Source organism: Pseudomonas sp. MH9.3 (assembly GCF_034354675.1).
Lineage (GTDB): Bacteria > Pseudomonadota > Gammaproteobacteria > Pseudomonadales > Pseudomonadaceae > Aquipseudomonas.
Genome location: NZ_CP133785.1, coordinates 905,983 through 931,828, shown reverse-complemented (window position 1 = coordinate 931,828; position 25,846 = coordinate 905,983). Strand labels below are relative to the sequence as shown.

20 protein-coding genes are annotated in these 25,846 nt (G+C 61.2%); 9 read left to right on the top strand and 11 right to left on the bottom strand.

From position 1 onward, the window contains the following. Nucleotides 1–32 precede the first annotated feature (32 nt). A complete protein-coding gene (locus tag RHM60_RS03650) occupies nt 33–1,457 on the top strand; it encodes a lipase (protein WP_322213654.1) in 1,425 nt (474 codons plus the stop codon). 169 nt (nt 1,458–1,626) lie between these two features. Here the strand turns inward: RHM60_RS03650 and RHM60_RS03645 are convergent, their stop codons facing one another. After that, entirely contained in the window at nt 1,627–1,851 is a 225-nt protein-coding gene (locus RHM60_RS03645; RefSeq protein WP_057008775.1) for a YgdI/YgdR family lipoprotein, read from the bottom strand. Between the two features lie 186 nt (nt 1,852–2,037). On the opposite strand from RHM60_RS03645, the gene RHM60_RS03640 reads away from it, so the two are divergent. Both RHM60_RS03640 and RHM60_RS03635 read left to right on the top strand, forming a co-directional pair. Next, nucleotides 2,038–3,687: a VRR-NUC domain-containing protein gene (locus tag RHM60_RS03640; RefSeq protein WP_209990359.1), complete on the top strand. Its 1,650-nt coding sequence runs from the start codon at nt 2,038–2,040 to the stop codon at nt 3,685–3,687. Continuing rightward, nucleotides 3,684–5,951, top strand: coding sequence for an ATP-dependent DNA helicase (locus RHM60_RS03635; RefSeq protein ID WP_322213653.1), 2,268 nt, complete (start codon nt 3,684–3,686; stop codon nt 5,949–5,951). Before RHM60_RS03640 ends, RHM60_RS03635 begins: the two co-directional genes overlap by 4 nt. 280 nt (nt 5,952–6,231) lie before the next feature. On the opposite strand, the gene RHM60_RS03630 is transcribed toward RHM60_RS03635, so the two are convergent. After that, entirely contained in the window at nt 6,232–7,182 is a 951-nt protein-coding gene (locus RHM60_RS03630) for an alpha-E domain-containing protein (RefSeq protein ID WP_209982174.1), read from the bottom strand. Nucleotides 7,183–7,184: 2 nt separating this feature from the next. After that, nucleotides 7,185–8,594, bottom strand: coding sequence for a circularly permuted type 2 ATP-grasp protein (locus RHM60_RS03625; protein WP_322213652.1), 1,410 nt, complete (start codon nt 8,592–8,594; stop codon nt 7,185–7,187). A 523-nt stretch (nt 8,595–9,117) separates the two neighbouring features. On the opposite strand from RHM60_RS03625, the gene RHM60_RS03620 reads away from it, so the two are divergent. The 3 genes from RHM60_RS03620 to RHM60_RS03610 all read left to right on the top strand — a co-directional run bounded on the left by RHM60_RS03620 (nt 9,118) and on the right by RHM60_RS03610 (nt 10,137). After that, entirely contained in the window at nt 9,118–9,663 is a 546-nt protein-coding gene (locus tag RHM60_RS03620) for a hypothetical protein (protein WP_209982171.1), read from the top strand. Between the two features lie 85 nt (nt 9,664–9,748). Then, nucleotides 9,749–9,961, top strand: coding sequence for a hypothetical protein (locus RHM60_RS03615; protein WP_231421337.1), 213 nt, complete (start codon nt 9,749–9,751; stop codon nt 9,959–9,961). A gap of 11 nt (nt 9,962–9,972) precedes the next feature. Beyond that, nucleotides 9,973–10,137: a hypothetical protein gene (locus tag RHM60_RS03610; protein WP_209982167.1), complete on the top strand. Its 165-nt coding sequence runs from the start codon at nt 9,973–9,975 to the stop codon at nt 10,135–10,137. Here the strand turns inward: RHM60_RS03610 and RHM60_RS03605 are convergent. The 5 genes from RHM60_RS03605 to RHM60_RS03585 form a co-directional block, all read right to left on the bottom strand. Continuing rightward, complete coding sequence (locus tag RHM60_RS03605; protein WP_322213649.1) at nt 10,128–11,480, bottom strand: sodium:proton antiporter; 1,353 nt, start codon at nt 11,478–11,480, stop codon at nt 10,128–10,130. The genes RHM60_RS03610 and RHM60_RS03605 overlap by 10 nt on opposite strands. 95 nt (nt 11,481–11,575) lie before the next feature. Beyond that, nucleotides 11,576–15,313, bottom strand: a complete 3,738-nt coding sequence (locus RHM60_RS03600) for a hypothetical protein (protein ID WP_322213647.1) — start codon at nt 15,311–15,313, stop codon at nt 11,576–11,578. A 173-nt stretch (nt 15,314–15,486) separates the two neighbouring features. After that, entirely contained in the window at nt 15,487–16,734 is a 1,248-nt protein-coding gene (locus tag RHM60_RS03595; protein ID WP_209982161.1) for an EAL domain-containing protein, read from the bottom strand. A gap of 9 nt (nt 16,735–16,743) precedes the next feature. After that, entirely contained in the window at nt 16,744–17,127 is a 384-nt protein-coding gene (locus RHM60_RS03590; protein ID WP_322213645.1) for a response regulator, read from the bottom strand. Beyond that, entirely contained in the window at nt 17,112–18,452 is a 1,341-nt protein-coding gene (locus RHM60_RS03585; protein WP_322213643.1) for a PAS domain-containing sensor histidine kinase, read from the bottom strand. Before RHM60_RS03585 ends, RHM60_RS03590 begins: the two co-directional genes overlap by 16 nt. 602 nt (nt 18,453–19,054) lie before the next feature. Between RHM60_RS03585 and RHM60_RS03580 the strand changes: the two genes are divergently transcribed. Beyond that, on the top strand, nt 19,055–20,038 hold the full coding sequence (locus tag RHM60_RS03580) for a GlxA family transcriptional regulator (protein ID WP_322214571.1): 984 nt from the start codon (nt 19,055–19,057) through the stop codon (nt 20,036–20,038). Nucleotides 20,039–20,075: 37 nt separating this feature from the next. Beyond that, nucleotides 20,076–20,999 carry an ADP-ribosylglycohydrolase family protein gene (locus tag RHM60_RS03575; RefSeq protein WP_322213641.1) on the top strand — a complete coding sequence of 308 codons (924 nt, stop codon included), beginning with the start codon at nt 20,076–20,078 and terminating at the stop codon, nt 20,997–20,999. A 691-nt stretch (nt 21,000–21,690) separates the two neighbouring features. Here RHM60_RS03575 and RHM60_RS03570 read toward each other — a convergent pair. The 3 genes from RHM60_RS03570 to RHM60_RS03560 are packed head-to-tail and all read right to left on the bottom strand — an operon-like array spanning nt 21,691 to nt 24,861. After that, nucleotides 21,691–22,938: an FAD-dependent oxidoreductase gene (locus RHM60_RS03570; protein ID WP_322213639.1), complete on the bottom strand. Its 1,248-nt coding sequence runs from the start codon at nt 22,936–22,938 to the stop codon at nt 21,691–21,693. Nucleotides 22,939–22,951: 13 nt separating this feature from the next. Next, nucleotides 22,952–23,896: a dihydrodipicolinate synthase family protein gene (locus tag RHM60_RS03565; protein ID WP_322213638.1), complete on the bottom strand. Its 945-nt coding sequence runs from the start codon at nt 23,894–23,896 to the stop codon at nt 22,952–22,954. 17 nt (nt 23,897–23,913) lie between these two features. Continuing rightward, a complete protein-coding gene (locus RHM60_RS03560; RefSeq protein WP_322213637.1) occupies nt 23,914–24,861 on the bottom strand; it encodes a 4-hydroxyproline epimerase in 948 nt (315 codons plus the stop codon). A 203-nt stretch (nt 24,862–25,064) separates the two neighbouring features. Between RHM60_RS03560 and RHM60_RS03555 the strand changes: the two genes are divergently transcribed. Beyond that, nucleotides 25,065–25,829, top strand: a complete 765-nt coding sequence (locus RHM60_RS03555) for an AraC family transcriptional regulator (RefSeq protein ID WP_209982147.1) — start codon at nt 25,065–25,067, stop codon at nt 25,827–25,829. Nucleotides 25,830–25,846: the final 17 nt, after the last annotated feature.

Below are 25,846 nucleotides of genomic sequence, written 5' to 3'. Positions count from 1 at the left end.
TCGACAACATCAACAAAAGAGAGGCACGAGCGATGGGTATCTTTGACTATAAAAACCTCGGCACCGAGGGCTCCAAAGCATTGTTCGCCGATGCCATGGCGATCACGCTGTACACCTATCACAACCTGGACAACGGCTTTGCCGTGGGCTATCAGCACAATGGGCTGGGCCTCGGCTTGCCCGCCACGCTGGTGGGCGCCTTGCTTGGCAGCACCGATTCCCAGGGGGTGATTCCGGGTATCCCGTGGAATCCGGACTCGGAAAAAGCGGCCCTGGACGCGGTGCAAAAAGCCGGCTGGACGCCGATCAGCGCCGCTGCCCTGGGCTACGCCGGCAAGGTCGACGCCCGGGGCACGTTCTTTGGCGAAAAGGCCGGCTACACCACGGCGCAGGTCGAGGTGCTGGGCAAGTACGACGATGCCGGCAAATTGCTGGAAATCGGCATCGGTTTTCGCGGCACCTCCGGCCCACGGGAAAACCTGATCAGCGACTCCATCGGCGACCTGGTCAGCGACCTGCTGGCCGCGCTGGGCCCCAGGGATTATGCAAAAAACTACGCGGGCGAAGCCTTTGGCGGCTTGCTCAAGAACGTCGCCGACTACGCCGGCGCCCATGGCCTGAGCGGTAACGACGTGCTGGTCAGCGGGCACAGCCTGGGCGGGCTGGCGGTCAACAGTATGGCCGACCTGAGTGGCAATAAATGGTCAGGTTTCTACAAGGACGCCCACTACGTGGCCTACGCTTCGCCGACCCAGAGCGCCGGCGACAAGGTGCTCAATGTCGGCTTTGAGAACGACCCGGTGTTCCGTGCGCTGGATGGTTCATCGGTCAACTTCGCGTCCCTGGGCGTACACGATAAGCCCCATGAGTCGACCACCGACAATATCGTCAACTTCAATGACCACTACGCCTCGACGCTGTGGAACGTACTGCCGTTTTCCATCGCCAACCTGCCCACCTGGTTCGCTCATTTGCCCAGCGGTTATGGCGACGGCATGACGCGCATCCTGGAGTCCGGGTTCTACGAGCAGATGACGCGCGACGCCACGGTGATCGTCGCCAACCTGTCGGACCCGGCACGGGCCAGCACCTGGGTGCAGGACCTCAACCGCAATGCCGAGCCGCACAAGGGCAACACGTTCATCCTTGGCAGCGACGGCAATGACCTTATCCAGGGCGGCACGGGCGCCGACTTTATCGAGGGGGGCAAAGGCAACGACACCCTCCGCGACCACAGCGGGCACAACACCTTTCTGTTCAGCGGGCAGTTCGGCCATGACCGGGTGATCGGCTATCAGCCTACCGACACGCTGGTGTTCAGCGGCGTGCAGGGCAGCACGGATTACCGCGATCACGCGAGGGTGGTTGGCGCGGATACGGTGCTCAGCTTTGGTGGGGATTCGGTGACGCTGGTGGGGGTGGCTAGTTTGTCGGGGGAGGGAATAGTCATCAGCTAAGGACTGAATGCGTTCGAAACGGTGTGAGGGGCTTTGAACGCACTGCTTGAAACAATGAAGACCAAAGGTGGTAGGGGGCTTGCTCCCGATAGCGGCGGGTCAGCAACAGATGGGCTGACTGATACACCGCTATCGGGAGCAAGCCCCCTCCCACAGGATCGCTTAGACGCTAGTCTTCCTTGCGCACCGTGGCCACGTCATCGGCCTTGATGCGGATGCGCTTGCCGGCAATATCGGTGAACTCATAGAAGCCGTCGGCCGTCTTGGCGTTGGGGGCGTCCTTGGTCAGGTATTGCGTGCCGTTTTGCAGCGTGACGACCGTTTGCGTGGCGCAACCGGCCAGCAGCAGAAAAGTGAGTGCAACCAGCGGCAGACCCAAATTCTTCATGTTCATAACCCTTACCTTCACTCTGAAAAGTCCCGCAGCTGCTGGCTGCGGGCCATAAATGGTACGCCATCGATTCCCCTATCTGATCACTTTTATACAAAAAGTTGCGTGCGCCATTTATCTATTACCGATTGCAACAAGGCCTGGGCAACGGCACTCTGTATGCATAACCAGTATTTGATTGCTTGCGCCATGGCCAATCCCCTCGACGATCCCCTGTATTACCTGCACAACTTCCGCCAAGTGCTGCATTGGCTGGGGCAACGCTATGCCGATTTGCTCGACGCCGACGAAGAGCATTTCATTCAGCAATTTGACAGGTTGCCGCAGCCGTCCCAGGCGTTGCTGGTGCGCATGGTGATGCGCAAGGGTGTGCATTTTCGCGCGGGCAAGCTCAATTATCTGGAGATCGGTTGCCCCCATGCGGCGGCGGCGCCGTTGCTCGGGCTGGGCTGGGTGGAGGATCAGAGCCCGCTGGAGTTTGAGGTGCTGTTCAGCGTGCTGCAAAAAAACGAACTGCTCGCGGCGTTCAAACCCTGGATCGAACACCCCAGAGGCAACAAGGCCGACTGGCTGGAACAGCTGGCCGCGCAGTTCCCCGACAGCCGCAGTTTCGCCCAGTGGTGCCCGGCGCTGCCCGACACGCTCTACAGCCTCACCGTGATGCAGTTGTGCGACCGCCTGCGCCTGATGTTCTTCGGCAACCTGCACCAGGACTGGTCCGAGTTCGTGCTCGCCGACCTGGGCATTCATACCTATGAAAAAGTTGCCTTCTGCACTGAATCCCGGGGCCTGCGCAGCCGCGATGACGTGCACGGCTACTTGTTTTTGCACCAGTGTCAGCAGGCTTTCGAGACGGGCGAAGCCGTGGATGAGGTGCTGGAGCAGATTGCCACGCTGAAAACCGACAACCCCTGGCTGGAAAAGCGCCGCGCCAAGCTGCTGTTGCAGATCGGCCAGCTGTGCGAGCGCAGCGCCGAACTGGCGCTGGCCGAGCAGATTTACCGGGCATGCAGCCACCCCGGCGCCCGCGCGCGGCTGATCCGCGTGCTGGAACGCCAGGAGGCCTACGCCCAGGCCATGGCCCTGGCGTGTCTGGCGCAGCAGGCACCGCACAGCGCGGCCGAGCAGCAACACCTGCTGCGGGTGCTGCCGCGCCTGCGCCGCAAGCTGGGCGAGCCGGCGCTGCCCAAGGCCCGGCCGCGGCCGGTCACGCGCCTGGACCTGGCGCTGGCGGTGCCGACGCCGGTGATGTCGGTGGAGTACTGCGTGCAGGCGCACCTCAGTGAGCCTGACGCACCGGTGCATTACGTGGAAAACGGGCTGATCAACTCACTGTTCGGCCTGTTGTGTTGGGAGGTGATTTTCGCGCCGCTGCCGGGGTCGTTTTTTCACCCGTTCCAGCGCGGGCCTGCGGACTTGCACAGCGAAGACTTCCATCAGCGCCGTGCGCCGCTGTTCGCCGCGTGTTTCGAGCAATTGCAGGATGAGCGCTACAAAACCAGTATCCGCCAGCGCTATGTGGAGAAATGGGGCATCCAGTCACCGTTCGTGTTCTGGAACCTGCTCAGCGACGAGTTGCTCGAACAGGCGCTGACCTGCCTGCCCGCCGAGCACCTGCGCTACTGGTTCGAACGCCTGCTGCTGGATATTCGCGCCAACCGTGCCGGGATGCCGGACCTGATCCAGTTCTGGCCGGCGCAGAAGACTTACCGCATGATCGAGGTCAAGGGCCCCGGCGACCGCTTGCAGGACAATCAATTGCGCTGGCTGGAATTCTGCGGCGAGTACCAGATGCCGGTCACCGTCTGCTACGTGCGCTGGGCGGAGCAGCCCGCTTGAGCTACAGCGTGGCTGTGCGGGCGCTGTGTGAGTTCACGGCTAAGGTCGGCGACCTCGACCTGCGTTTTACCCCATCGCCCAGCGCCCAGGAAGGCATCATCGGCCATCGCACGGTGGCGTCCCGGCGCAGCGCGCACTACCAGAACGAAGTGGCCCTTGAGGGCGAGTACCAGCAGCTCAAAGTGCGGGGCAGGGCGGACGGCTACGACCCCGACAGCAATCGCCTGGAAGAGGTGAAGACCTACCGTGGCGACCTCGATGCCCAGCCTGCCAATCACCGGCTGCTGCATTGGGCGCAGGTCAAGGTGTACGGCTGGCTGATGTGCCAGAAGCTGGGGCTGAGCGAGATCAACCTGGCGCTGGTGTATTTCGATATCGTCGGCGAGGGCGAGACCCTGCTTAGCCAGCCCTTCCAGGCGGCGCAACTCGAAGCGTTCTTCAATCAGCACTGTGCGCTGTTCCTCGACTGGGCGCGCCTGCAAATGCAGCACCGCGAAGCCCGTAATCAGGCGGCGCAAACCCTGGCCTTCCCCCATGCCGCGTTTCGCCCCGGCCAGCGCGTATTGGCCGAGACGGTGTACAAGGCAGTGAGCACCGGCCGCTGCCTGATGGCCCAGGCGCCGACCGGCATCGGCAAGACCGTCGGCACGATTTTCCCGCTGCTCAAGGCCCTGGGGCCCCAGCAACTGGACACGCTGTTCTTCCTTACCGCCAAGACGCCCGGGCGCAAGCTGGCTCTGGATGCCGCGCAGGTCTTGTACGACAGCCACCCGGAGTTACCGCTGCGGGTGCTGGAGCTGGTGGCGCGGGACAAGGCCTGCGAGCACCTGGACAAGGCCTGCCACGGCGAATCGTGTCCGTTGGCCAAAGGCTTTTATGATCGCCTGCCCGCCGCCCGCGCCGCCGCGTCCAGGGTGCGCCTGCTCGATCAACGCAGCCTGCGCGAAGTGGCCCTGGCCCATGACGTGTGCCCTTATTACCTGAGCCAGGAAATGGCGCGCTGGAGCGACCTGGTCGTCGCCGACTACAACTACTATTTCGACTTTGCCGCCATGTTGTTCGGCCTGGCCCAGCTCAACCAATGGCGGGCCGCCGTGCTGGTCGACGAAGCCCACAACCTGGTCGAACGGGCGCGCGCGATGTACAGCGCGAGCCTCGACCAGTACACACTCAAGACCTTGCGCGACACGGCGCCGGAGTCCTTGAAGAAACCCTTGCAGCGCCTCAACCGTGAATGGAATGCGCTGCACAAGGACCAGGTCGCGCCGTATCAGGCCTACGGTGCTCGGCCGGAAAAACTGCTGCAGGCACTGAGCCTGTGCGTCGGCGCGATGGGCGACTACTTCAACGAGCGTCCCGAGGCCCTCAGCGGTGACCTGCAGGCCTTCTATTTCGAGGCGCTGCAATTTGCCAAGGTGGCGGAGCTGTTCAACGAACACTTCATCTTCGATATCAGCAAACGTCAGCTCAGCGGCAAGCGCAGCAGCTCAACCTTGTGCCTGCGCAATGTGGTGCCCGCCCAATTCATTGGCCCCAGGCTTACCGCCGCGCGCAGCAGCGTGCTGTTTTCCGCGACCCTGAGCCCACGGCATTACTACGCCGACCTGTTGGGCCTGCCGGCGGACACGGCCTGGGTGGATGTCGAGTCGCCGTTCAAGGCCGAGCAGTTGCAGGTGCACATTGTCGAGCGTATCTCCACGCGCTTCGTGCATCGCCAGGCGTCGCTGGCGCCCATCGTCGAGTTGATTGCGCGGCAGTTCACCGCGCAACCGGGTAACTATCTGGCGTTTTTTTCAAGCTTCGATTACCTGCAACAGGTCGCCCAACTGATGGCCGAACGGCACCCGCAGATTGCCCTGTGGCTGCAATCGCGCGGCATGGCCGAGGCCGAGCGCCAGGGGTTTCTCGACCAGTTCACGCAGCACAGCCAGGGCATTGGCTTTGCCGTGCTGGGCGGCGCATTCGGCGAAGGTATCGACCTGCCCGGCGCGCGCTTGATCGGCGCGTTTGTGGCGACCCTGGGCCTGCCCCAGTTGAATCCGGTCAATGAGCAGATGAAGCTGCGCATGGGCGCGATCTTCGGCGCCGGGTATGACTACACCTATTTGTATCCCGGCATTCAGAAGGTGGTGCAGGCGGCGGGCAGGGTGATTCGCAGCCAGCAGGACCGGGGCGTGGTGATGCTGATCGACGACCGCTTTGGCGAGGCGCGGGTGCGGCAGTTGTTGCCCAGGTGGTGGGCCGTGCACGCCATCGGGGTCTGATGGTTTCAGGCAGCCACATTCCTCTGGTGAGTGGGCTTGTTGTGGCGAGCGGGCTTGCCCTAATGCCGTTCAGTTAAGCGCAGATTCCCTGTGGCGAGCAGGCTTGTCCTGCGTTGGGCTGCGCAGCAGCCCCAAAGCCAGGCGCTGAGCCGTATCAGGTACACCGCGTTTTGCTCGATTGGGGGCGCTTCGCACCCCAACGCGGGGCAAGCCCGCTCGCCACAATAAGCCCGCTCGCCACAACAGCCCGCTCGCCACAGAGCGCTGCGCAGCCTCCCTTTCAGACCACTTCCAGGTAGGAACTTTGGATGGATCGGGCCAGTTCGCGCACGGTGTCGATGAACTCGATCAAGCGCATATGCAGGCCGTCCTCCAGAATCTCGTCGATGCCGGTGTAGCGCAGCCGCGCCTCGAACTCCGCCGCCAGGCGTTGCGCGGTGCGGCCGTAGCTGCCGGGCAGGTCAGCGAGGATCTGGCTCAGTTCCTCGATACAGGCGTGCAACGAGCGTGGAACGTCGCTGCGCAACAGCAGCAGTTCGGACACCGAGCGCGCGTTGAGGGCATTCGGGTACAGCTCGGTATACGCCTCGAAGGACGACAATGCGCGCAGCAGAGCGCTCCACTGGTAGTAGCCGCGTGCCGACAGGTCGCTGACTTCTTCGGACTCTTCGCCGAACATCTCGTAGCGCGCATCCAGCAGGCGCAGGGTGTTGTCGGCGCGTTCGACAAAGGTGCCCAGGCGGATGAAGCGGTAGGCGTCATTGCGCATGATGGTGCCCGAGGTGGCGCCGCGAAACAGGTGCGAGCGCTGCTTGACCCAGTCGCAGAAGTGGCTGATGCCATGTCGTGCGAGGCCGCCGGCGGCGATGCTGCGCATTTCCAGCCAGGTGGCGTTGAGGTTTTCCCACATGTCGGCGGTGATGCGCCCGCGTACCGCATGGGCATTGCCGCGTGCGGCGCGCAGGCAGTTGTAGATGCTGGCCGGGTTTTCTTCGTCGAGGGCGAAGAAGTGCAGCATGCGTTCGGCGTCCAGGGTCTGGTGGCGCTCCAGGTAATTTTCCAGGGTGCCGCTGCTGAGCAGCGACATGGCCAGTTCGTCCAGCCCGTCACTGCGCCCGGCCTGGGGCATCAGCGACAACGAGTAACTGACTTCGAGCATGCGTGCCAGGTTTTCGGCGCGCTCCAGGTAACGTGACATCCAGTACAGATCTGCGGCGGTTCTACTCAGCATATTCAGTCCTCCACCACCCAGGTGTCCTTGGTTCCGCCGCCCTGCGACGAGTTGACGATCAGCGAGCCTTCACGCAGCGCCACCCGCGTGAGACCACCGGGCACCAGACGGGTTTCCTTGCCCGAGAGGACAAAGGGGCGCAAGTCGATATGCCGGGGCGCAATGCCGTTTTCGACGAACGTGGGGCAGGTGGACAGGCTCAGGGTCGGCTGGGCGATGTAGGCATGGGGGCGCGCCTTGATGCGTTGGCGGAAGTCCTCGATCTCGGCGGTCGTGGACGCGGGGCCCACCAGCATGCCGTAGCCGCCGGAACCCTGGGTTTCCTTGACCACCAGCTCGCCGAGGTTGGCCAGCACGTGGGACAGTTCATCAGGCTTGCGGCACTGGAAGGTCGGCACGTTCTGCAGGATCGGTTCTTCGTCCAGGTAAAACTTGATCATCGCCGGCACGTAGGGGTAGATCGACTTGTCGTCGGCCACGCCGGTACCGATGGCGTTGGCCAGCACCACGTTGCCCGCGCAATAGGCGGCCACCAGGCCGGGCACGCCGAGCATGGATTCGGCGTTGAACGCCTGCGGGTCGAGGAACGCGTCGTCGATGCGGCGGTAAATCACGTCGACGGCCTTGGGCCCGTCGGTGGTGCGCATGAATACCTTGAGGTCGTGCACGAACAAGTCGGCGCCTTCCACCAGTTCCACGCCCATTTCCCGCGCCAGAAAGGCATGCTCGAAAAACGCACTGTTGAAGCGGCCGGGGGTCAGCACCACCACATTCGGGTTGTCGAGGCGGCTGGAACTCTTGAGGGTCTTGAGCAGCAGGTTGGGGTAGTGGTCCACCGGCGCGATGCGCTGTCTGGCGAACACTTCGGGGAACAGGCGCATCATCATCTTGCGGTCTTCGAGCATGTAGCTCACGCCGCTGGGGGTGCGCAGGTTGTCTTCGAGCACGTAGTAGGTGCCGTCGCCGTCGCGCACCAGGTCGACGCCGGAGATGTGCGAGTAGATGCCGCGGTGCAGGTCTAGCCCGACCATTGCCTTTTGATAGCCTTCGTTGCCCAGCACCTGTTCCGCCGGAATGATGCCGGCCTTGATGATGCGCTGGTCGTGGTAGATGTCGGCGAGGAACATGTTCAGCGCATTGACGCGCTGGATACAGCCGCGCTCGATCACGCTCCACTCGCTGGCGGGAATGCTGCGCGGGATGATGTCGAAGGGGATCAGGCGCTCGGTGTCCTGTTCATCGCCGTACAGGGTGAACGTGATGCCGGCGCGGTGAAACAGCAAATCTGCCTCGCGGCGACGCTGGGCCAGCAGTTCCGGCGGCGTATTGGCCAGCCAGCGCGAGAAATCCTGGTAATGCGCACGGCACTCGCCGTTCGCGTCATTCATTTCGTCAAAGAAAGATCGAGCCATTCCGATACCTTGTCAGTGCCCAGGGGTGCATGGGTGGCACTGCCGCTTTTAAAAACGCATTTTTTATATGAGCCCGTGGCGCAGGGTGCCAACAGGCCTGGTCCTTTCTTTCTGGTGGGGGGGCTCTGGGTCGGGGGGTAACGCTTGCTCCTGTTTACGGGCAGATGAAAGGGTTAAGCAATGCATGTGCCGAAATGGCCTTCAGGCGCCGATTACTTGTGGCGAGCGGGCTCGCCCTTTAAGCGCAGATTCCCTGTGGCGAGCAGGCTTGTCCTGCGTTGGGCTGCGCAGCAGCCCCAAAGCCAGGCGCTGAGCCGTATCAGGCACACCGCGTTTTGCTCGATTGGGGGCGCTTCGCACCCCAACGCGGGGCAAGCCCGCTCGCCACGGTGCCCCGTTCGCCACGATAGGGCGTTCCACCTCAGATCGCTCGCGCAGTGCTCTTTAATGGTGCGTAACTAACTTGAACTTCGCCCACGCTCGATTCTTCTAATTGGCATTCGACAATCTGCGGAGTACCGTCGTGCCAACCATCATCTCGCCCGATACCCCGGAATCGGCCCTGACCGACCACAGCGAGCACAACGCCAAGATCTTCGGTTCGCCCAAGGACCGGCTGGACTTCTACCGCCGAGAAATCCAGTACGAAACCACCATCCTCGCCAACCGCACCGATGCCTACCTCACCGCGCAGTCATTCCTGGTGATCGCCTTCGTCTCCGGCATGGGCAACCTCAATCCGGAGTGGGGCAAGCTGTTTACCCTGGTGGTGCCGGTGTTCCTGGTGGCGCTGGGTATTTTGAGTTCGCTGAATGCCTGGCCCGGTATTCGCGCGGCGTATGAAATCATCGACCACTGGCACTACAAACAGAGCGAACTGCTGCGCAGCGAACCGGTGATGGGCATGGCCTACGATGAGTCGCCGCTGTTTTCCGAAATGGAGTCCTCCCACAAGGGCTATCGCAAGTCGCTGTTGTTCTCCATGCGTGCACCCTGGCTGTTCATGGTGTTCTGGTTGGTGCTGGGCATTTATGCGTTCTATATCCAGGTCGACAATCCGATCCGCTGAGCACTCGGAAGGAACTTCGCTCGTCGGCGCGGCGCCTTAGTTTTACGCAGTACAGATTTCCCTCAGACCTGCGAAGAGGTGCCCCATGAACACCAGCGACGACCCGCAAACCAGCAACCGTAACGACCCGGCCATCGATGGCGGCGCGCCGGCCACAGGCAGCGCTGTCAATGCGCCCAAGGATCCAGCGGCTGCCAGCGACCCCAAGGCAAAGGAGAACGAGTTCAGCCCGGATTTCGAACCCGAGCCCGAGCACAAACCTGAAACCGATGCCGATATCGATACTCAGGGCGGCTAGAGGAGAACGTCATGTCAAAAGAACTCGACCTGGAAGACGACCCCAACGATCCGGGCAACGAAGACCCGGGCTCGTTGATGGACGATGCCACCGCGCCGCTCAAGGAGGATGCCACTGTGCCTCTCAACGATCTGGATGACGCGGCAGACGTCGGCAATACTGAGCGTCAGGACTGACCCTTCGCCCTGGCTCGTCGTTCATACCATGCCAGCATTGGCTGGGTACTCAGGCCATGCACGACGATGCTCAGGGCAATCACCGACACGGTAAGGTTCACCGCCACGGCGCTGCTGGTGCCGATCAGCCCATGGTTGAGGGCGTAGAACAGGTAGTAGATGCTGCCGATGCCGCGAATCCCGAACCAACCCATCAGGCCGCGTTGCTGGCGGTCGACCAGGCTGCCCCAGGGCATGGCGAATACGCTGACCGGGCGAATCACGCAAAACAGCAATGCCGCCACCAACAGCGCGCGCCAGTCCCAATGGCTGACCAGCACGATGCCCAAGACGGTCACCAGAAACACTTCCATCGAGCGTTCCACCAGGCTGCCGAACGAGAGCATGTCGCCCATCATCACGCCTGCCGCAATCTGCGTATCGGCCAGTTCACTGACGTCGCCTTGCAGGGCACGCTCCGGCTCCACTTCCAGGTGACCGACCACGGGCAGTGCCAGGTGCTCGGCGGGTGTCCTGGCGTTGCCGGTGGATTTGAGTTCGGCTTGGCGCAGGCCGAGCCCGGCAGCGAACACCGACAGAAAACCGTAGCCACCGATCGCTTCGGCGACCACGTAGGCCAGTGCGATCAGCGCCAGGGTCAGGTAGTCATTGGGCGACAGGGTGCTGTCGTCGTGGGTGATGCGCAGCCACAAGGTGACGCGGCCGATGCCCCGGCCCATCCAGTAACCCACCAGCAACCCGGCTGGCACTGCCCAGATCAGATTCTTCAGGACCCAGCCGCCGAGCCAGTCGCCGTCAAAGCCGCCATGCTGCATGAACAGCAGGCTGAAGATCACGAAGGGGAAGGCCGTGCCGTCGTTCAAACCGGCCTCGCCCGAGAGGCCAAAGCGCAGCGCGTCGTAGTCCTGGGCATTGTTGACCTGTACCAGGCCGGCCAGCACCGGGTCGGTGGGTGCCAGGATTGCCCCCACCAGCAATGACACACCCCACGACAATTGCAGCAGGTAATGCAGCGCCAGGCAGGTGCCGAGGATGGTCAGCAGCATCACCGGCCCGGCCATGCCGAACGCGATGCGCCAGAGGCGATGGCTGAGCGGAAGGCGCAGCTTGAGGCCGCTGACAAACAGCGAAAACAGCACGGCGACTTCGGTCAGGTGTTCCATCCAGCGCGCGGAACCCTTGATGTCCAGGTGCAACAGGTCAACCCCCAGCGGACCAATCGCGACGCCCAGCAACAGGCACACCGCCGAGGTGGTCACCGGCATCCAGCGCAGGTAGGAGGAGGTGAGGGCGAGGGTGAGCAATACGGCGCCGAGTACGGCCAACCATAGAATGAATGTCATCGAGCGCGTTCCGGGCCGTGGTGTATGCAGGTTGGAGGGCCGCGCCCGGGTGCGGGTTCAAAGTGATTCCATTCACTTTGAGGGATGAGGCAGGCTCAGGCGGCGCGACGCCTGATGCTGGACTCCAGGGTGCTGGAAGGAGCGAACACCATGTCGTAGCCGCCGCCGTCATCCATGAAACGTTGAATGCCGGCCTGCTGTTCCTGACCCAACGTATAGACGTTAGCCGTGCCTGCGGTGGCAGGCTGCAGCCTGGTGCCACCTAAGGCGTGGTCCAGCGACAGAGAGTTGGAGTGGTAGAGGTACAATTGGCCGTCGGGGGCTTTTTGAATATAGGCGGCGTGCACGATTTTGTCCTTGTTATAGCCGCGCCGGCTGACAAAGGTAACGATGCCTGATTCGGTAATGTCGGCTGCATTAAAGCTGCTTTTCAGAGTGTCCGGACGGATTTGCATCATGCGGTTATAGGTCTGTGATCCGCCATTGAGTACTTCGGGAACGATCATCTTGAACGCCGTGTCAGTGATCTTTCTGTCGGCCTGGGCGGCGCGTAACGCAGTCGCATAACAAATGTCCAGTTGGGTGCTCTTATCCAGTTTTTTATACAACGTCTTCATGTTTTCGCAGAGTTCACCGCTGGAAATCACCTTGGCCTGAAAGTTCTCTAGCGGCGGCCCGAAGGGTTTTTGCGTGGCTGGGTTGATGGCATGCCATTGACCGGTCGCTTCGTCCAATTTCGCCAGTGCCCCGACATCACTTGCGCCATTGACCCCCTTAAGTGTGCCTTGGGCGATATTGGGTTTTTTCGCCAGTGCGGCCACATCAACTTTCGTCAACCCTGCCAGTAGCTTTTCCGCGCGGGAAACGCCCCGGCGAGCGAGGTTGATAGCCCCCCGGGCCAGGTCATCCAGACCGCTCAGAGGATTGAGCGTGCCTACCGCTGCACGGCCGAGGATCTTGCCCGCACGGGCGATTTTGGACAGTGCCGAGGCTCCAACTGACAGGGCTTTCGTGACCTTGGCCGCGGCGCCAAGGCCGACCGCGAAGCCAAAGATATCGAACGCCAGGTCAACGAAACCTTCGAGCGTTTTGCCCTCGATGAAATGCTTGATCGCCGACCGGAACGGGATCAGGTTGAGCGCAATCTCTTCGATGATGCGGTAAGTGGGCACTTGCGTTTCAAAGGTTGTCGCACCTTTGGCGTAGCGCTTTATCGCAGGCAGTTCCATGTCTGCGATGACAGCCTCGGCAAGGTAGCGGGTTCTGTCACTGGCGTAGCTGTAGGGTGTGCCGTGTTCACCTTTTTTTTCATCCGTCAGTCTGGAGGGATACTCACCACCGGGCGTTATGACGTCGTATCTTTTTCCTTTGGAAGGATGCCAACTGTCGGTGGGCTGGCGCTCCTTGTAGACCTTGCCTGGTAGTTGGGTGATGGTGCCCTTCAGCCGATTGATTGCATAAGTAACAGATGTACCGTTGCGCACGGTTTCGACCAGTACAGTGCCTTTTTCAACGGGTAGGGGATGATCGTTTCGCCAGTAGTCGATTTCCGTACGGACGGTTATTTTTCCAAACTCAAGATTCTGTCGGTCTTCCAGTGGCAGGTTTGAAACCAGGGTTTTTATTTGTGCCGCAGTCGTCTTCTTCACCGCGTTGGCGTAATCGGTAAATGCCGTTTCGAAAAGCTGCTGCGGGGAGGGCAAATCCTTGATTTTTTCCAGTACCGCCTTGATGTCGATTCCTTTTGACAACGCGTTCCAGGTGCCGCGAGTAAAGTCGTCGCCAATCGGTATTGAAATCACCCCGGGTATGAATTTCAGCCAAAACAGCCCAACCGTTAAATTTCCATCCGGCGCTTGTCGCAGGAAGCGGCCATCGATAAACAGATCCAGTATCGAGTAAGGGCCTGGGAAGTCCTTGTTGGAGGGTTCGAGCTCAATGCATTTCGCTTCGAACAGTTTCGGGTCCATGTCCGGCAGCGCTTTTTTCAATTGCTCCAAGGCAAGGGCGCTGGCTGTCGGCATTTGTGGGACTTGCGTTTCTGCGGCTTCGCGCAGTTCGCCAATCTGGTTGTTGAATGCGTTACACACTTCGGTCAGCGCGCTTTCGGTTACCGGATAGCCCAAGCCATTTGCAACAGCCCAGTCCTTGATCGCGTCTTGCTGGGCGGCGTACTCGACCTGACGCTCGTGATCGTTAATCGGCGCAGCGCTGGCATGCAGCATGATCTGCGCATAGCTCATCCCTGCCGTTGTTCCAGGTGCTTTCGCTTCGATACGGGCAACCGCTGTGGTGAAGCTGACCCAGCTATGAGCACCTACTTTCACTTGTTTGGGGATGTCGTTGACCAGAAACTGTGGCGCTAGTCTGGCCAGTTGCAGGTGAGCCCTGATGGTTGCCGTCTCGGCGGATTCGGCGTTGCCGTTGGCGAGCAGGTATTCAGCCAGCTCCTTGACGATGATTGAGGGTGTCTTGTCGGCGTTTTGCGCGGTGACCAGTGGGAAGCCCTCGATATGGGGCTGCGGGGAGTGAGTCGTCACGCCTTCGATGTTGCTGCTGCTCTCCAGGTTCAGGGCTGCCAGCAGCCAGTCGCTGGGGCTGCCCTTGATGGCGAGCTGCTCGAAAAAGGCTTGAAGTGCTTCGCCCAATGCCTTGCCCTTGGGGGACCTGAGCAAGTCATTGAGCAGCCGCCGCGGATCGCGCAGCTCTTGCGGGGAAACAGGCCTGTCGCGCAGCAAATGAGTGAGAACGGTGTCATCGTGAAATACCCTCACAGTGCCGAGTCGAGCTGAGTGGATAACCTGCTTGAGTTGACGCTGTCTGTCCTGCTCAAGGGGTTCGGGCCAGGCCAGTGCGCCCCCCAGGTTGCCATGGATGGGTGAGGTGAGGGCAGGCGTTGCCAGTGCGGTCGCCAGGTTCTCTAACTGCTGGTGATTCGTTGGAATGTCCCAGCCGTGGTCCTTGAGTAATTTCACAAGGCTGACCCGGTTCGTTTTGCCGGTTCTATCCGGATAGTAGGAGGCGTGTTCAGAGAGATAAACGTGCTTCTTTAACTCGTTTTCAATCTGCCCGTGATAGTCGATGCCATTTTTCACGGTGTTCGCCACGTATTGCAGCGTGGAGGCGGCAACGTGGCGGGTATGGATATCGGCCAGCGCTGCTTTCTGCTCGAAGAGTGCATCTTCACTACGCGCGCTGATCAACGCTCGGCGTGTGTTCGGGTCGAGTGGCCTGAAGTTCTGATCGCGCTCGATGGTCTGCGCGCGTTGACGCCTTTCGAACGGTGTCGACCCGTTGGGCTCTTGATAAAAACGTCCGACGATCCACCACGGAACCGGTTCATCGACCTGGGTGACAGGTGGCTTGAAGGCGGTTCCCACTTCGAGTAAACGCGCAGCTTCGATAATGGGCCCGCTGACTGCGCGCCAATGGGCATCGTCTTGCCCTGCCTTGTGCGGTTTTCCCTTGACCATGAAGGCGATTTCGCCCGTCTGTGGGTCGAGCGTGATCGAGCTGCGGTTGATACCGTGGTCTTGAATCCACTGGCGCACATCGGTGGACTGGAACGCGTCACGTAGTTGGCCCCACCACTGGCCGAAGGTGGAGTGGGGCGGCACGTGATTGATGGTGGGCGTGGTGCTGCTTTGGGCGGCAACAAGGAGCGCGTTGCGGTATTGCATGGCCAGTTCGCGGTCGCCGTCGGCGCGGGAAGTGCCAGGTTCGGGGGGCGCCTGGGCGTCGCGCTGTTGTCTGGAAAGTGGTTGCCCGGAGGCGGTTGGCAGGGCAGGTAATGGCTGATTGAACGCTGGGGTGAGAGTGGAGACACGTTGCATGAAAAGGCCTTGTTTGGGCTGAGAGGCTACTAACCTTCTGTCGCCCCGGTCACGTTATTGATTCCCTCGCGCTATCGTGCATTAGATGACATTGTGTTTCGATTCAGCCATGCGTGGTTTCAGGCGAGCTCATTCCTGTGACGAGGCCGCTCACCTGATCGGGCTGCGTAGGCTTACTTCATTCTATCCAGCAATAACCGCTCCAGCGTCTCCACCGGCAACGGTCGGCTGAACAGATACCCCTGAATCTGGTCGCAGCCGGCCTCTTTCAGGAACGTCAACTGCGCCTGGGTCTCGACGCCCTCGGCGACCACCCGCAGGTTCAGGCTGTGGGCCAGTTCGATGATGGTGCGCGTGATTGCCGCATCCTGCGGGTTGGTGGTGACCTCACGGATGAACGCGATATCGATCTTCAACGTATCGATGGGAAACCGTCGCAGGTACGCCAGGCTTGAGTAGCCTGTGCCGAAGTCGTCGATGGAGATTTTTACCCCCATGGCGCGCAAGCGTTGCAGGGCGGCGATGGTGTGCTCGGTGTTTTCCATCAGTGAGCTCTCGGTGAGCTCCACCTCCAGCCAGTGTGCCTCCACTCCGGTGGTGACCAGGGTGCGCTCGATATCGGCGATCAGGTCACCCTCAATCAATTGATGGCCGGACACGTTGACCGACACCTCCACCGCGCCTATGCCGTTGAACTGCCACGTGGCGATCTGTTGGCAGACGCGCTCGATCACCCAGCGGCCCACCGGCACGATCAGGCCAAGGTCTTCCAGTACAGGAACAAACACGGCAGGTGAGACCGGGCCATAGCCAGGCCGATCCCAGCGCAGCAAGGCCTCCAGGGCACAGACTTCGCCGTTGGCCAGCTCGACCTTGGGCTGGTAGTGCAGGGCGAACTCATTGCGTTCAACCGCTGCACGCAGGGCGTATTCCAGGTCCTGGCGGGCCAGGTCATGCACGTTCATCTGCGCGTTTGGACTGGTGTGTTTCAGCAACTGCTGTTCGAGCATCAGGTTGTGCTGTCTGAGCTGATCGCTGTGGGCCTTCAGTCGCAGCAGATTGCGCACCCGCAGCCACAGCTCCAGGCGCTCCACCGGCTTGGTGATGAACTCCTCGGCACCGCTTTGCAGGCCGTTGACCCGTGCCTCGGATTCGCTGAGCGCCGAGAGCATGATGATCGGGATATTCGCGGTGACGGGATTGCCCTTGAGCTGGCTGGCCACTTCGTAGCCGTCCATGCCGGGCATCATGACGTCCAGCAACACCAGGTCGGGCGGGGTGCTGGCTATCAGGTGCAAGGCCTCTTCACCGCTGGCGGCGCTCAGGGTCAGGTAGCCCTCGTGGTGCAGCAGGGTTTCCAGGAGTTTGCGTATATGAGCGTCGTCATCAACGATCAACAGCGTTGCAGGTGAGCTGGCCATGGAGAGGACTCATGCTAGAGGTGTAATGGACGAGTTCAGCAGGGTGTCGATCACCTGGTACAGCTCCTTGTAGCGCAGGGGTTTGATCACATAGGCGTCGCAGCCGGCCAGGCGGGTTTTTTCCCGGTCCTCTTTCATGGCCATGGCGGTGAGGGCGATCACCGGGATATGCGCGGTATGTGGGTCTTGCTTGAGCAAGCGTGTTGCCGCCAGGCCGTCCATGCCAGGCAGTTGAATGTCCATCAGAATCAGCGCCGGTTGTAGCTCGCGCGCCATGGTCAGGCCGCTTTCGGCGTCGGCGGCCCACAACACGCTGTGGCCGGCATTCACCAGCAGCAGACGAGCCAGGCGCATGTTGGCTTCGTTGTCTTCGACGATCAGGATTGCGGCCATGTGGCCTCCAGAGTCCGGCGCAGCGGCAGCCACACCACAAAGCGCGCACCGAGGCCTTCGCGGCTGGCCACGGCGACGCTGCCGCCATGCAGGTCGGTCAACTGCTTGACCATCGCCAGGCCAAGACCTGTGCCTTCGAATTTGCGCGCCAGGCTGCTGTCGATCTGGCTGAAGGCCTTGAACAGCTTGCCCATGTCGTCCTTGGCAATACCGATGCCGGTATCGCTGACGCTCAGTTCGAGAAACTGTGTGTGCGAGCCGGGCGGCAACGCAAAGTTGTGCACTGGCCAGTCGCCGGGCACCAGACCGACCTGATCGCGGCTGACTTCGCGCACGGCCAGGGTCACCGAGCTGCCGTGCTCGCTGAATTTGACCGCGTTGGCCAGCAGGTTGTAGACGATCTGTTTGGTCTTGCGCAGGTCCAGCTCGAGCCAGCCGAAGTCGTCCGGGCTGTCGAGTTTCAACTGGATACGCTGCAGCGCGGCTTTTTCGCGCACGATCAACAGACTGTTGGCGAGCAAGCCTGACAGTTCAACGGCTTCCAGCTCCAGGTCCATCATCCCGGCCTCGACTTTGGACAGGTCGAGAATGTCATTGATCAGCGACAGCAAGTGCTGGCCGCTGGTAAAAATGTCGCCGATGTATTCACGCTGGGTGTCGCTCATGTCGCCCACCAGCCCATCCTTGAGGGCTTCGGAAAAGCCGATCACCGCGTTCAACGGCGTGCGCAACTCATGGGACATGGTGGCGAGGAATTCGGACTTCATGTGGCTGGCGTGTTCCAGCTCCAGGTTCTTTTCTTCGAGGGCGCGTTCGAAGCCTTTGCGCTCGGCTTCTTCCTGCTTGCGCGCGGTGTTGTCGGTGCCGATCAACAGGTAGCCGATGATCATGTCATTGCGGTTGCGTAACGCTGTCACCGAGACCATGGCTGACAAGCGACTGCCATCCTTGCGGATATACGTCAGCTCGTAAATGTCTTCGATACCCCGCGAGGCCTTGAACACCAGCGCCTCGAACCCTGGTGTGATGGGTGTGTCGAGCTCCAGGCTGAGCGCGGCGGCGCGAGTGATCAGCTCGGCCGGGTCAGAGATGTCGGCAGGGGTGATGCGGTTGACCACGTCGGCGGCGGCATAGCCGAGCATGCGTTCGGCACCGACGTTGAAGATCTGGATCACGCCTTTTTCATCGGTGGCGATACTGGAGAAATACGCGCTGTTGAAAATGGCATCCTGCAGCGCGCCGGTCTTGAGCAGGGTTTTCTGACGTTTGAATTCGACGATCTTTTCGGCGCGCGATTGCGACGGTGTGGGTGGCGGTGTATCCATCGCTTGGGCGTTCCATGCTATTGAGGGCCGACACCGAAAACGCCGATGTCGCAGAGCATGCTCCACGGAAGATCGCTTGGGGGCGATGATGAGGAGATGAGGTCTTTGGACAATAGCAGAGATTATGGCGTTTTGATGGCCGAAAGCGCTTTGCTGGAAATCTTTCGCCCTCAATCGAATGGAATGACGCTTGCGGAGCTGCTTTGTGCGCCGTACTTTTGCACAGCGAAGACACGCATGGGGCAGAGGTCGATGAACCTTAGACCGGCGATATCGTCGCCAGTAGGCCGATACCAATGGTCAGTACCAGAAAACCGAACAGAAAAAGTGCCATCTTGGTCATGAAGCCTCCGAGAAGTTGGGCGACAGAAATGTCGGGTTGGCGCCATTGTCCCTCTGCAGGCGTTTTCGGTACAGAGGCAGCTGGCGAATATAAAACCGTATCAGATTGCGATTTGTCGAATGAGGCAAGGGTTTGAAAGAGGTGACTGTTTACCCACCGGTTGAGACAGCCAGCGGATTTGCCCCTAAGATGGCGCCCACGCAATCAACAATAAAAGTGGGCCAACCCTGCGATGGAAAGACGTCAATTCAGCGGCGGCATGAAAGGCAAGAACCTGCGTTACCTCAACGAAAATCCCGGGCAGTTGGCCTCGGTCGCTCGCGTCGGCTTTCTGTTGCTTGAACACTTTTCCCTGCCGGCATTCACCCAGACCCTCGATACCCTGGTCACCGCCAACCTGCTGCGCCCCGAGTTGTTCGCCTCGCGCACCTTCGGCTGGGGTGAGGGCGAAGTCATCAGTGACCTGGGCCTGGTGATTCGCCCCGACGCTGTGCTTGATGCGGCGGCGTTGCATGACCTGGACCTGCTGGTGATCTGCGGCGGCTTTCGCACCGAGCTCAAGGCCAGCGAAGACTTCACCCATCTGCTGCGCAGCGCCGCCGAACAAGGCATCAGTCTCGCCGGGTTGTGGAATGGCTCCTGGTTTCTGGGACGCGCCGGGTTGTTGCAGGGTTATCGCTGCGCAATCCACCCGGAGCACCGGCCGGCACTTGCGGAAGTGTCCAAGGCGGCCCAGGTCACCAGCGAACCCTTCGTGATCGACCGCGACCGGCTCACCGCCTCCAGCCCTTCGGGCGCCTTCCATATGGCGCTGGACTGGATCAAGAGCCTGCATGGCAAGGCGCTGGTTGAAGGTATCGAAGATATTCTGGCGTTCGAGGAGTCACGCTATCGGCGCATCAAACCGACCGAAAACGTCTGCGTCAGCGCGCCCCTGCGCGAAGTGGTGAAGTTGATGGACGCCAACCTTGAGGAACCCCTCGAACTCGACCAACTGGCCGTTTACGCCGGGCGTTCCCGGCGTCAGCTCGAACGGCTGTTCAAGGAGCAATTGGGCACCACGCCGCAGCGCTATTACATGGAACTGCGCGTCACCGAGGCGCGACGCTTGTTGCAGCACACCGAGTTGTCACAGGTGGATGTGCTGGTGGCGTGCGGGTTTGTATCGCCGAGTCATTTCAGCAAGTGTTACAGCGCGTATTTCGGATATCGCCCCTCCAAGGAGAAGCGGTTGGTGAAGTAAGGTGTGTGTCGTTGAGGAATTAGCTCAGGGAGTACGCATGGCTATAACACTTTTGGATCGCTATCGTGGCAGTTTGCTCGGCTTGGCCTGTGGCGACGCAGTTGGGACGACGGTCGAATTCATGCCCCGAGGCTCATTCGCGCCCGTGGTTGATATGGTCGGCGGAGGGCCTTTCAAGCTCAAACCTGGCCAATGGACGGACGATACATCGATGGCACTCTGCCTGGCGCAGAGCTTGTTGCAGAGTGGAGGGTTTGACGCGGCAGATCAGATGGCGCGTTACCTTAAATGGTGGACGCATGGGGATTTGAGCTCCACAGGCGAATGTTTTGATATTGGGATGACGGTTCGTCAAGCGTTGGCTGATTTCCAGAAAAATGGCAATCCATTTGCAGGCTCTACGGACCCATATTCCGCAGGCAATGGCTCAATGATGCGCTTGGCGCCTGTGGCCCTGTTTTACTTTCCTGATCGTCAGCAGGTCCGCGCATTCACGGCAGACAGCTCTCGCACCACCCATGCGGCGCAGGAGGCGATTGAGTGTTGTCTGTTACTGGCTGAAGCGATCAGTAATGCATTGAGTGGGGCTGCTAAAGCTGATGTGCTTCGGTTTCCCAATCTCTCCCTGTCGGCACCGAAAGTGTCGGCTATTGCAGGCAGTGAATATCAAGCGAAGTCGAGTAAAGACATTGTGGGTTCCGGTTATGCAGTGGCTTCCCTGGAGGCTGCATTCTGGTGCTTCCATCACACCCATTGTTTCGCCGACGCGGTACTCGAAGCAGCAAATCTGGGCGATGACGCCGATACAACCGCTGCCATCGTTGGGCAATTGGCCGGCGCTCACTACGGAGTTCAAGGCATTCCTTCCGGATGGATGGAAAAACTGTGGATGCGCGATGAGATTCAACACATTGCCGAGGCATTGTTCAGGGCTGCCGCCTCTAGACTCAAAGACTTTTAAGCAGGCCGAGGCCTCTGTGGCGAGCGGGCTTGCCCCGCGTTGGGGTGCGAAGCGCCCCCAATCAAGGAAAACGCGGTGTACCTGACACTGCACGGGGTATGGTTTTGGGGCTGCTGCGCAGCCCAACGCGGGCAAGCCCTAATGCCGTTCAGTTAAGCCAGCGTGATGCTCGAAGCAACGAGGGGTGCGACTTTTCGGTGTACATATCGGTTTGTGCGGTAACGGCGACTTAGGGTTCCGCCCTGACGGCGGGTCACTTTTGGAAAAGAGCCCCAAAAGTAACCAAAAGGGCTCTTGCCCCAACACTCGGCACCTCGCTCAGGCTCGGTGTGCCCGAACGCAGGCTTTGGAGCGTGGGCCGCCGCGATGGGCCATCCTTGGCCCAGCGCGGCTAACCCGGCGTCCTGCCGGGTTACCCACGCTCCAAAACCTGCGTTCGGCCAGCGTGTTTGACGGGGCGCCTAAGATCAAGATCAAAAGCGCGGCGGCCTGAGAGCCGACCGAAATGGTCTGCCGAACGCTGTAAAAAATGTGGGAGGGGGCTTGCTCCCGATGGCGTCGGCCCAGCAAACATTGATCTTGAAGACCCACCGCTCCCACAGGGGAGCTGCGTTTAACTGACTGGTATTAGTGCAAGCCCGCTCGCCACAGAAAGACCCGCTTCCAGGATTTGATTCTGATTTTTAATCCCTCAGAACCGTGAAAGACGATACGACGCCCATTGCGGGACGCGCTGATGAGACAGCATTTGCCCAATCATCTGTGCTGTCACCGCGGCCTGGGTCAGCCCCAGATGCTGGTGACCGAACGCGAGCAGCACTTTGCCCCCACAGACTTGATCAATGATCGGCAGCGAGTCCGGCAGGGACGGCCGAAACCCCATCCAGGGGGTCGCGTTGTGGCGGTTCAAGTCTTTGCGGAACAGACCCTGGCTCAGACGGTACAGTTGCCATGCGCGTTCCATGTTGGCGGGGCGGTCCAGTCCGGCGAATTCCACCGTGCCGGCCAGGCGCAGGCCGCCGCTCATGGGGGTCATGATGAACTTGCGCTCCAGCGAGGTGACCGCCAGCGGCAGCCTGCCGTGCTCGTGGGGCAGCATCAGGTGGTAGCCGCGTTCCGTGTCCAGCGGGACTTTCTTGCCGGTCAGGGCCTCCGTCAGTTTGGCGGAGTGGGCGCCGCAGGCAATCAGGACCTGCCGTGCGGTGAGGGTTCCCTGGTCGGTCGCCAGCGTGACGCCATCGCCTTCAATCCGTCCATCGAGTACCTTGCGCTGGATAAAACGTACACCGTTGGCCTTGGCAGCATTAACCAGAGCATGCACCACCGTGTAGGGATCGATAAAGTGCCCGGTGCCCGGAAAAAACAAACCGCCCTGGATGCGCTCACTCAACTGCGGCGCACCCGCCCGGACCGCATCGCCCGGCCAGAAGGTCACCGGTACGCCGTGTTGCTGCATGCGCTGTTGCAAGGCATCGATGGCGTTTCGCGAATCGGCTCTCTCGAATACCAGCAACGAGCCGTCGTTGCGCAGCAGTTGTGGCTGTCCGATGGACTCAAGCAGGCGGCGCCAGGCGTCCAGGCTGCCTTCATTCAGGGCCCGAAGACCTGCCACTGTGCGTCGATAGGAGTCCGGCCGCAGGTTGAGCAGCAGCCGGGCGAACCAGGGCAGGGCGCGGGGCAGGTATTTCCAGTCCAGGCGCAGCGGGCCCGTGGGGTCCAGCAGCATCGCGGGCAGGCGTTTGAGGATCGCCAGGTCGGCGATCGGAAACACCTGCTCGGTCGCAAGATGGCCGGCGTTGCCGTACGAGGCGCCCATGCCCGGTTCCTGCGCATCGATCACCAGCACCTGGCGCCCTTGCCGCGAGAGTTGCAGAGCACAGGCAACACCGATGATGCCGGCGCCGACGACAGTGATGTCTGGCGGGGGGTGATCGCACATGGCCTGTTCGCTCCTACACCAACACCTCGGGCGCCCAATTGGCATACCAGTTGCGGAACAATGTGTATTGCTGCTCGGCATAGCGCCGCTGGGCATCGCTGAGCTCATCGGTCTCGTTGAAGTGCAGCGCGTAACCCTGATCCCCGTTGAGCACCATCAGGTGCTTGTAATACAGCACCAGGTCGCAGCCTTCATCGAAGGAAGACAGCACCGCCAGCGCTGTTTCCAGCTCGCGGGCCAGGCGAGCGGCCTTGGCGTCGCCCAGGGCGGCCTTCTGGCTCAGCGCCACCAGTTGCAGCACCTCCCGCGGCAACGCGTTGCCGACACCGGTGATGGCCCCGGTGGCGTTGCAATTGACGAAGCCATGCACCACTTGGGTGTCGACGCCGACCATCAGGGTCACGTCGTCGTCCTGGGACGTGATGTTCTCGGCGGCGTAGCGCAGGTCGGCGGCGCCGCCGAATTCCTTGAAGCCGATCAGATTCGGGTGCTGGCGGCGCAGCTCGAAGAACAGCTCGGCACGCGTTGCGAAACCGTAATAGGGGCTGTTGTAGATCACCGCCGGCAGGTTCGGCGCTGCATTGAGGATCGCTGCGAAGTGGGCCTTTTGCGCGGTAGCGGATCCGCCCCGGGAGAGTACGCGGGGAATCACCATCAGGCCCTGGGCGCCGACCTTGGCGGCATGCGCTGCATGGGCCACGGCCTCACGACTGTTCACCGCGCCAGTGCCGACAATGGTTGGCACCCCCGCGGCCACCAGGCGCGCCACGCCTTCCTGACGCTGGGCGTCGGTGAGCAGCGGCCAGTCGCCCATCGAGCCGCAGTACACCACGGCGCTCATGCCGATATCGATCAGCTCGCGGCCTTTGGCGACCAGCGCGTCGAAGTCGGGCGTGCGCGCGGGGGTGCAGGGCGTCATGAGGGCAGGGATGCAGCCGCTGAAGATGTTCTGGGTCATTGTCGCAACTCCTTGTGTCAGACGAATAGGGTCGGGGCGCAGATGCCCCAGGCAAAAGGGTCCTGCTCGTCGATCAGCAGTACGCTGTCGGCGGTCACGTAGGCGCGGCCGGTGATGAAGGGCCGCACCTGTTCGCCATCCCATTCATAACGGCCTTCGAATTGGCTGCCGGTAATACCGGCCTGTAACCAGATGTCGCCTTCGGCGAGTTTCCCGTCGGCGGCCAGGCAGGCGAGCTTGGCGCTGGTGCCGGTGCCGCAGGGCGAGCGGTCGTAGGCTTTGCCTGGGCACATGACGAAGTTGCGGCTGTCAGCCTGGGCGTCATCGGCGAACAATTCGACATGGTCGATCAGCGCACCTTCCGCCCCGTGAATGCCCTGATCCTGGAGGGCCTTGAGCAGCGTCCAGGTGTAGTCGCTGAGCGCGTCGACATGGCTCATGTGCAACGCCTGGCCGTGGTCCGAGACCAGGAAAAACCAGTTGCCGCCCCAGGCGATATCGCCATGTACCACGCCATGGCCAGGTACCTGCACCGCAACCTGTTTGCGGTAGCGCCAGGCGGGCACATTGCGCAGAGTAACGGCGCCGTTGGTGTGCAGCGTGGCGGTTACGCTCCCGACCGGCGTGTCGATGAGGTGGTCGCCCGGGCCGATATGGCCGAGAAAATGCAAAGAGGCTACCAGGCCGATCGTGCCGTGGCCGCACATGCCGAGGTAACCGGCATTGTTGAAGAAGATCACCCCGCAGGTGGCACCTGGCGTTACCGGCTGGCAATACAGCGCGCCCACCAGCACATCGTTGCCGCGCGGCTCCAGCAGGCAGGCGCGGCGCCATTGATCGTGGTGTGCGCGCAGGTTTTCGAGCTGGGCGGCCATGGTGGTACCGGCCAGTGCAGGAAAGCCGTTGAGGACCAGGCGCGTGGGTTCGCCGCCGGTGTGGGAGTCGATGACATGCAATCGTTTCATGGAGCGCTCCGTCAGTGCACGTTGCCGGGAGAAGTCATGGCCGCGTCTTCTTGTGACTGGCCTAGCCTGAACGGGTCGGCCGCATGCCGATTGATGTTTTGCGCAACTGTGGATGACGATTTCGGCACAATGGCCGTGCTCGACAGCGCCTTAGGCATGGGGCAATCTGCTGGACTTCGACGTATGAAGGGGCGGTCAGATTCATGATGCACAGCGCGTTTGCGAACCTTATCCAGGGCTGTCGCCCCCAGAGCATCGAGCACTTGCTGGCTGGCGTGGCGCAACTGTTACCGCTGCTGGATGTGATCCCCAATGCGACGATCTTCATCAAGGACAGCGATGCCCGCTACGTGCTCGCCAACCGCACGCTGGTGCAGCGTTGCGGCCTCAGGCAGCTGCAGCCGCTGTTGGGCAAGACCAGCGCAGAAGTGTTTCCCGCGCAACTGGGCCCCGGCTATACCGAGCAGGATCGGCGCGTATTGCAAGCCGGCGTTGTGCTTGAAGACCAGCTCGAATTGCACCTCTACGGCACTCGCGAGCCCGGCTGGTGCCTTACCCACAAATGGCCGCTGTACAACGATGTCGGCCAGATCATTGGCCTGGCGGGTATTTCGGTCGATCTGCAGTCGGCGAGCGAATCCCACCCGGCCTACCAGCGGTTGGCGGCGGTCGACGAATACATTCGCGCACATTTTCACCGCCGTGTAACCCTTGTGGAACTGACGCGCATCGCCGGAATTTCCGTGGCGCAGCTGGAGCGCTACTGCAAGCGCGTGTTCCAGCTTACGCCCCGGCAGATGATCCAGAAGGTGCGCCTGGAGCATGCTCATCGACTGTTGCTGCATTCCGAGCTGCCGATTACCGAGGTGGCGTTGCAGTGTGGGTACACCGATCACAGTGCATTTACCCGCCAGTTCAAATCCTCCACCGGCTTCACCCCGAGGCAGTATCGACAGGCCTCGGAGTGAGATTTCAGGTGTGCGTG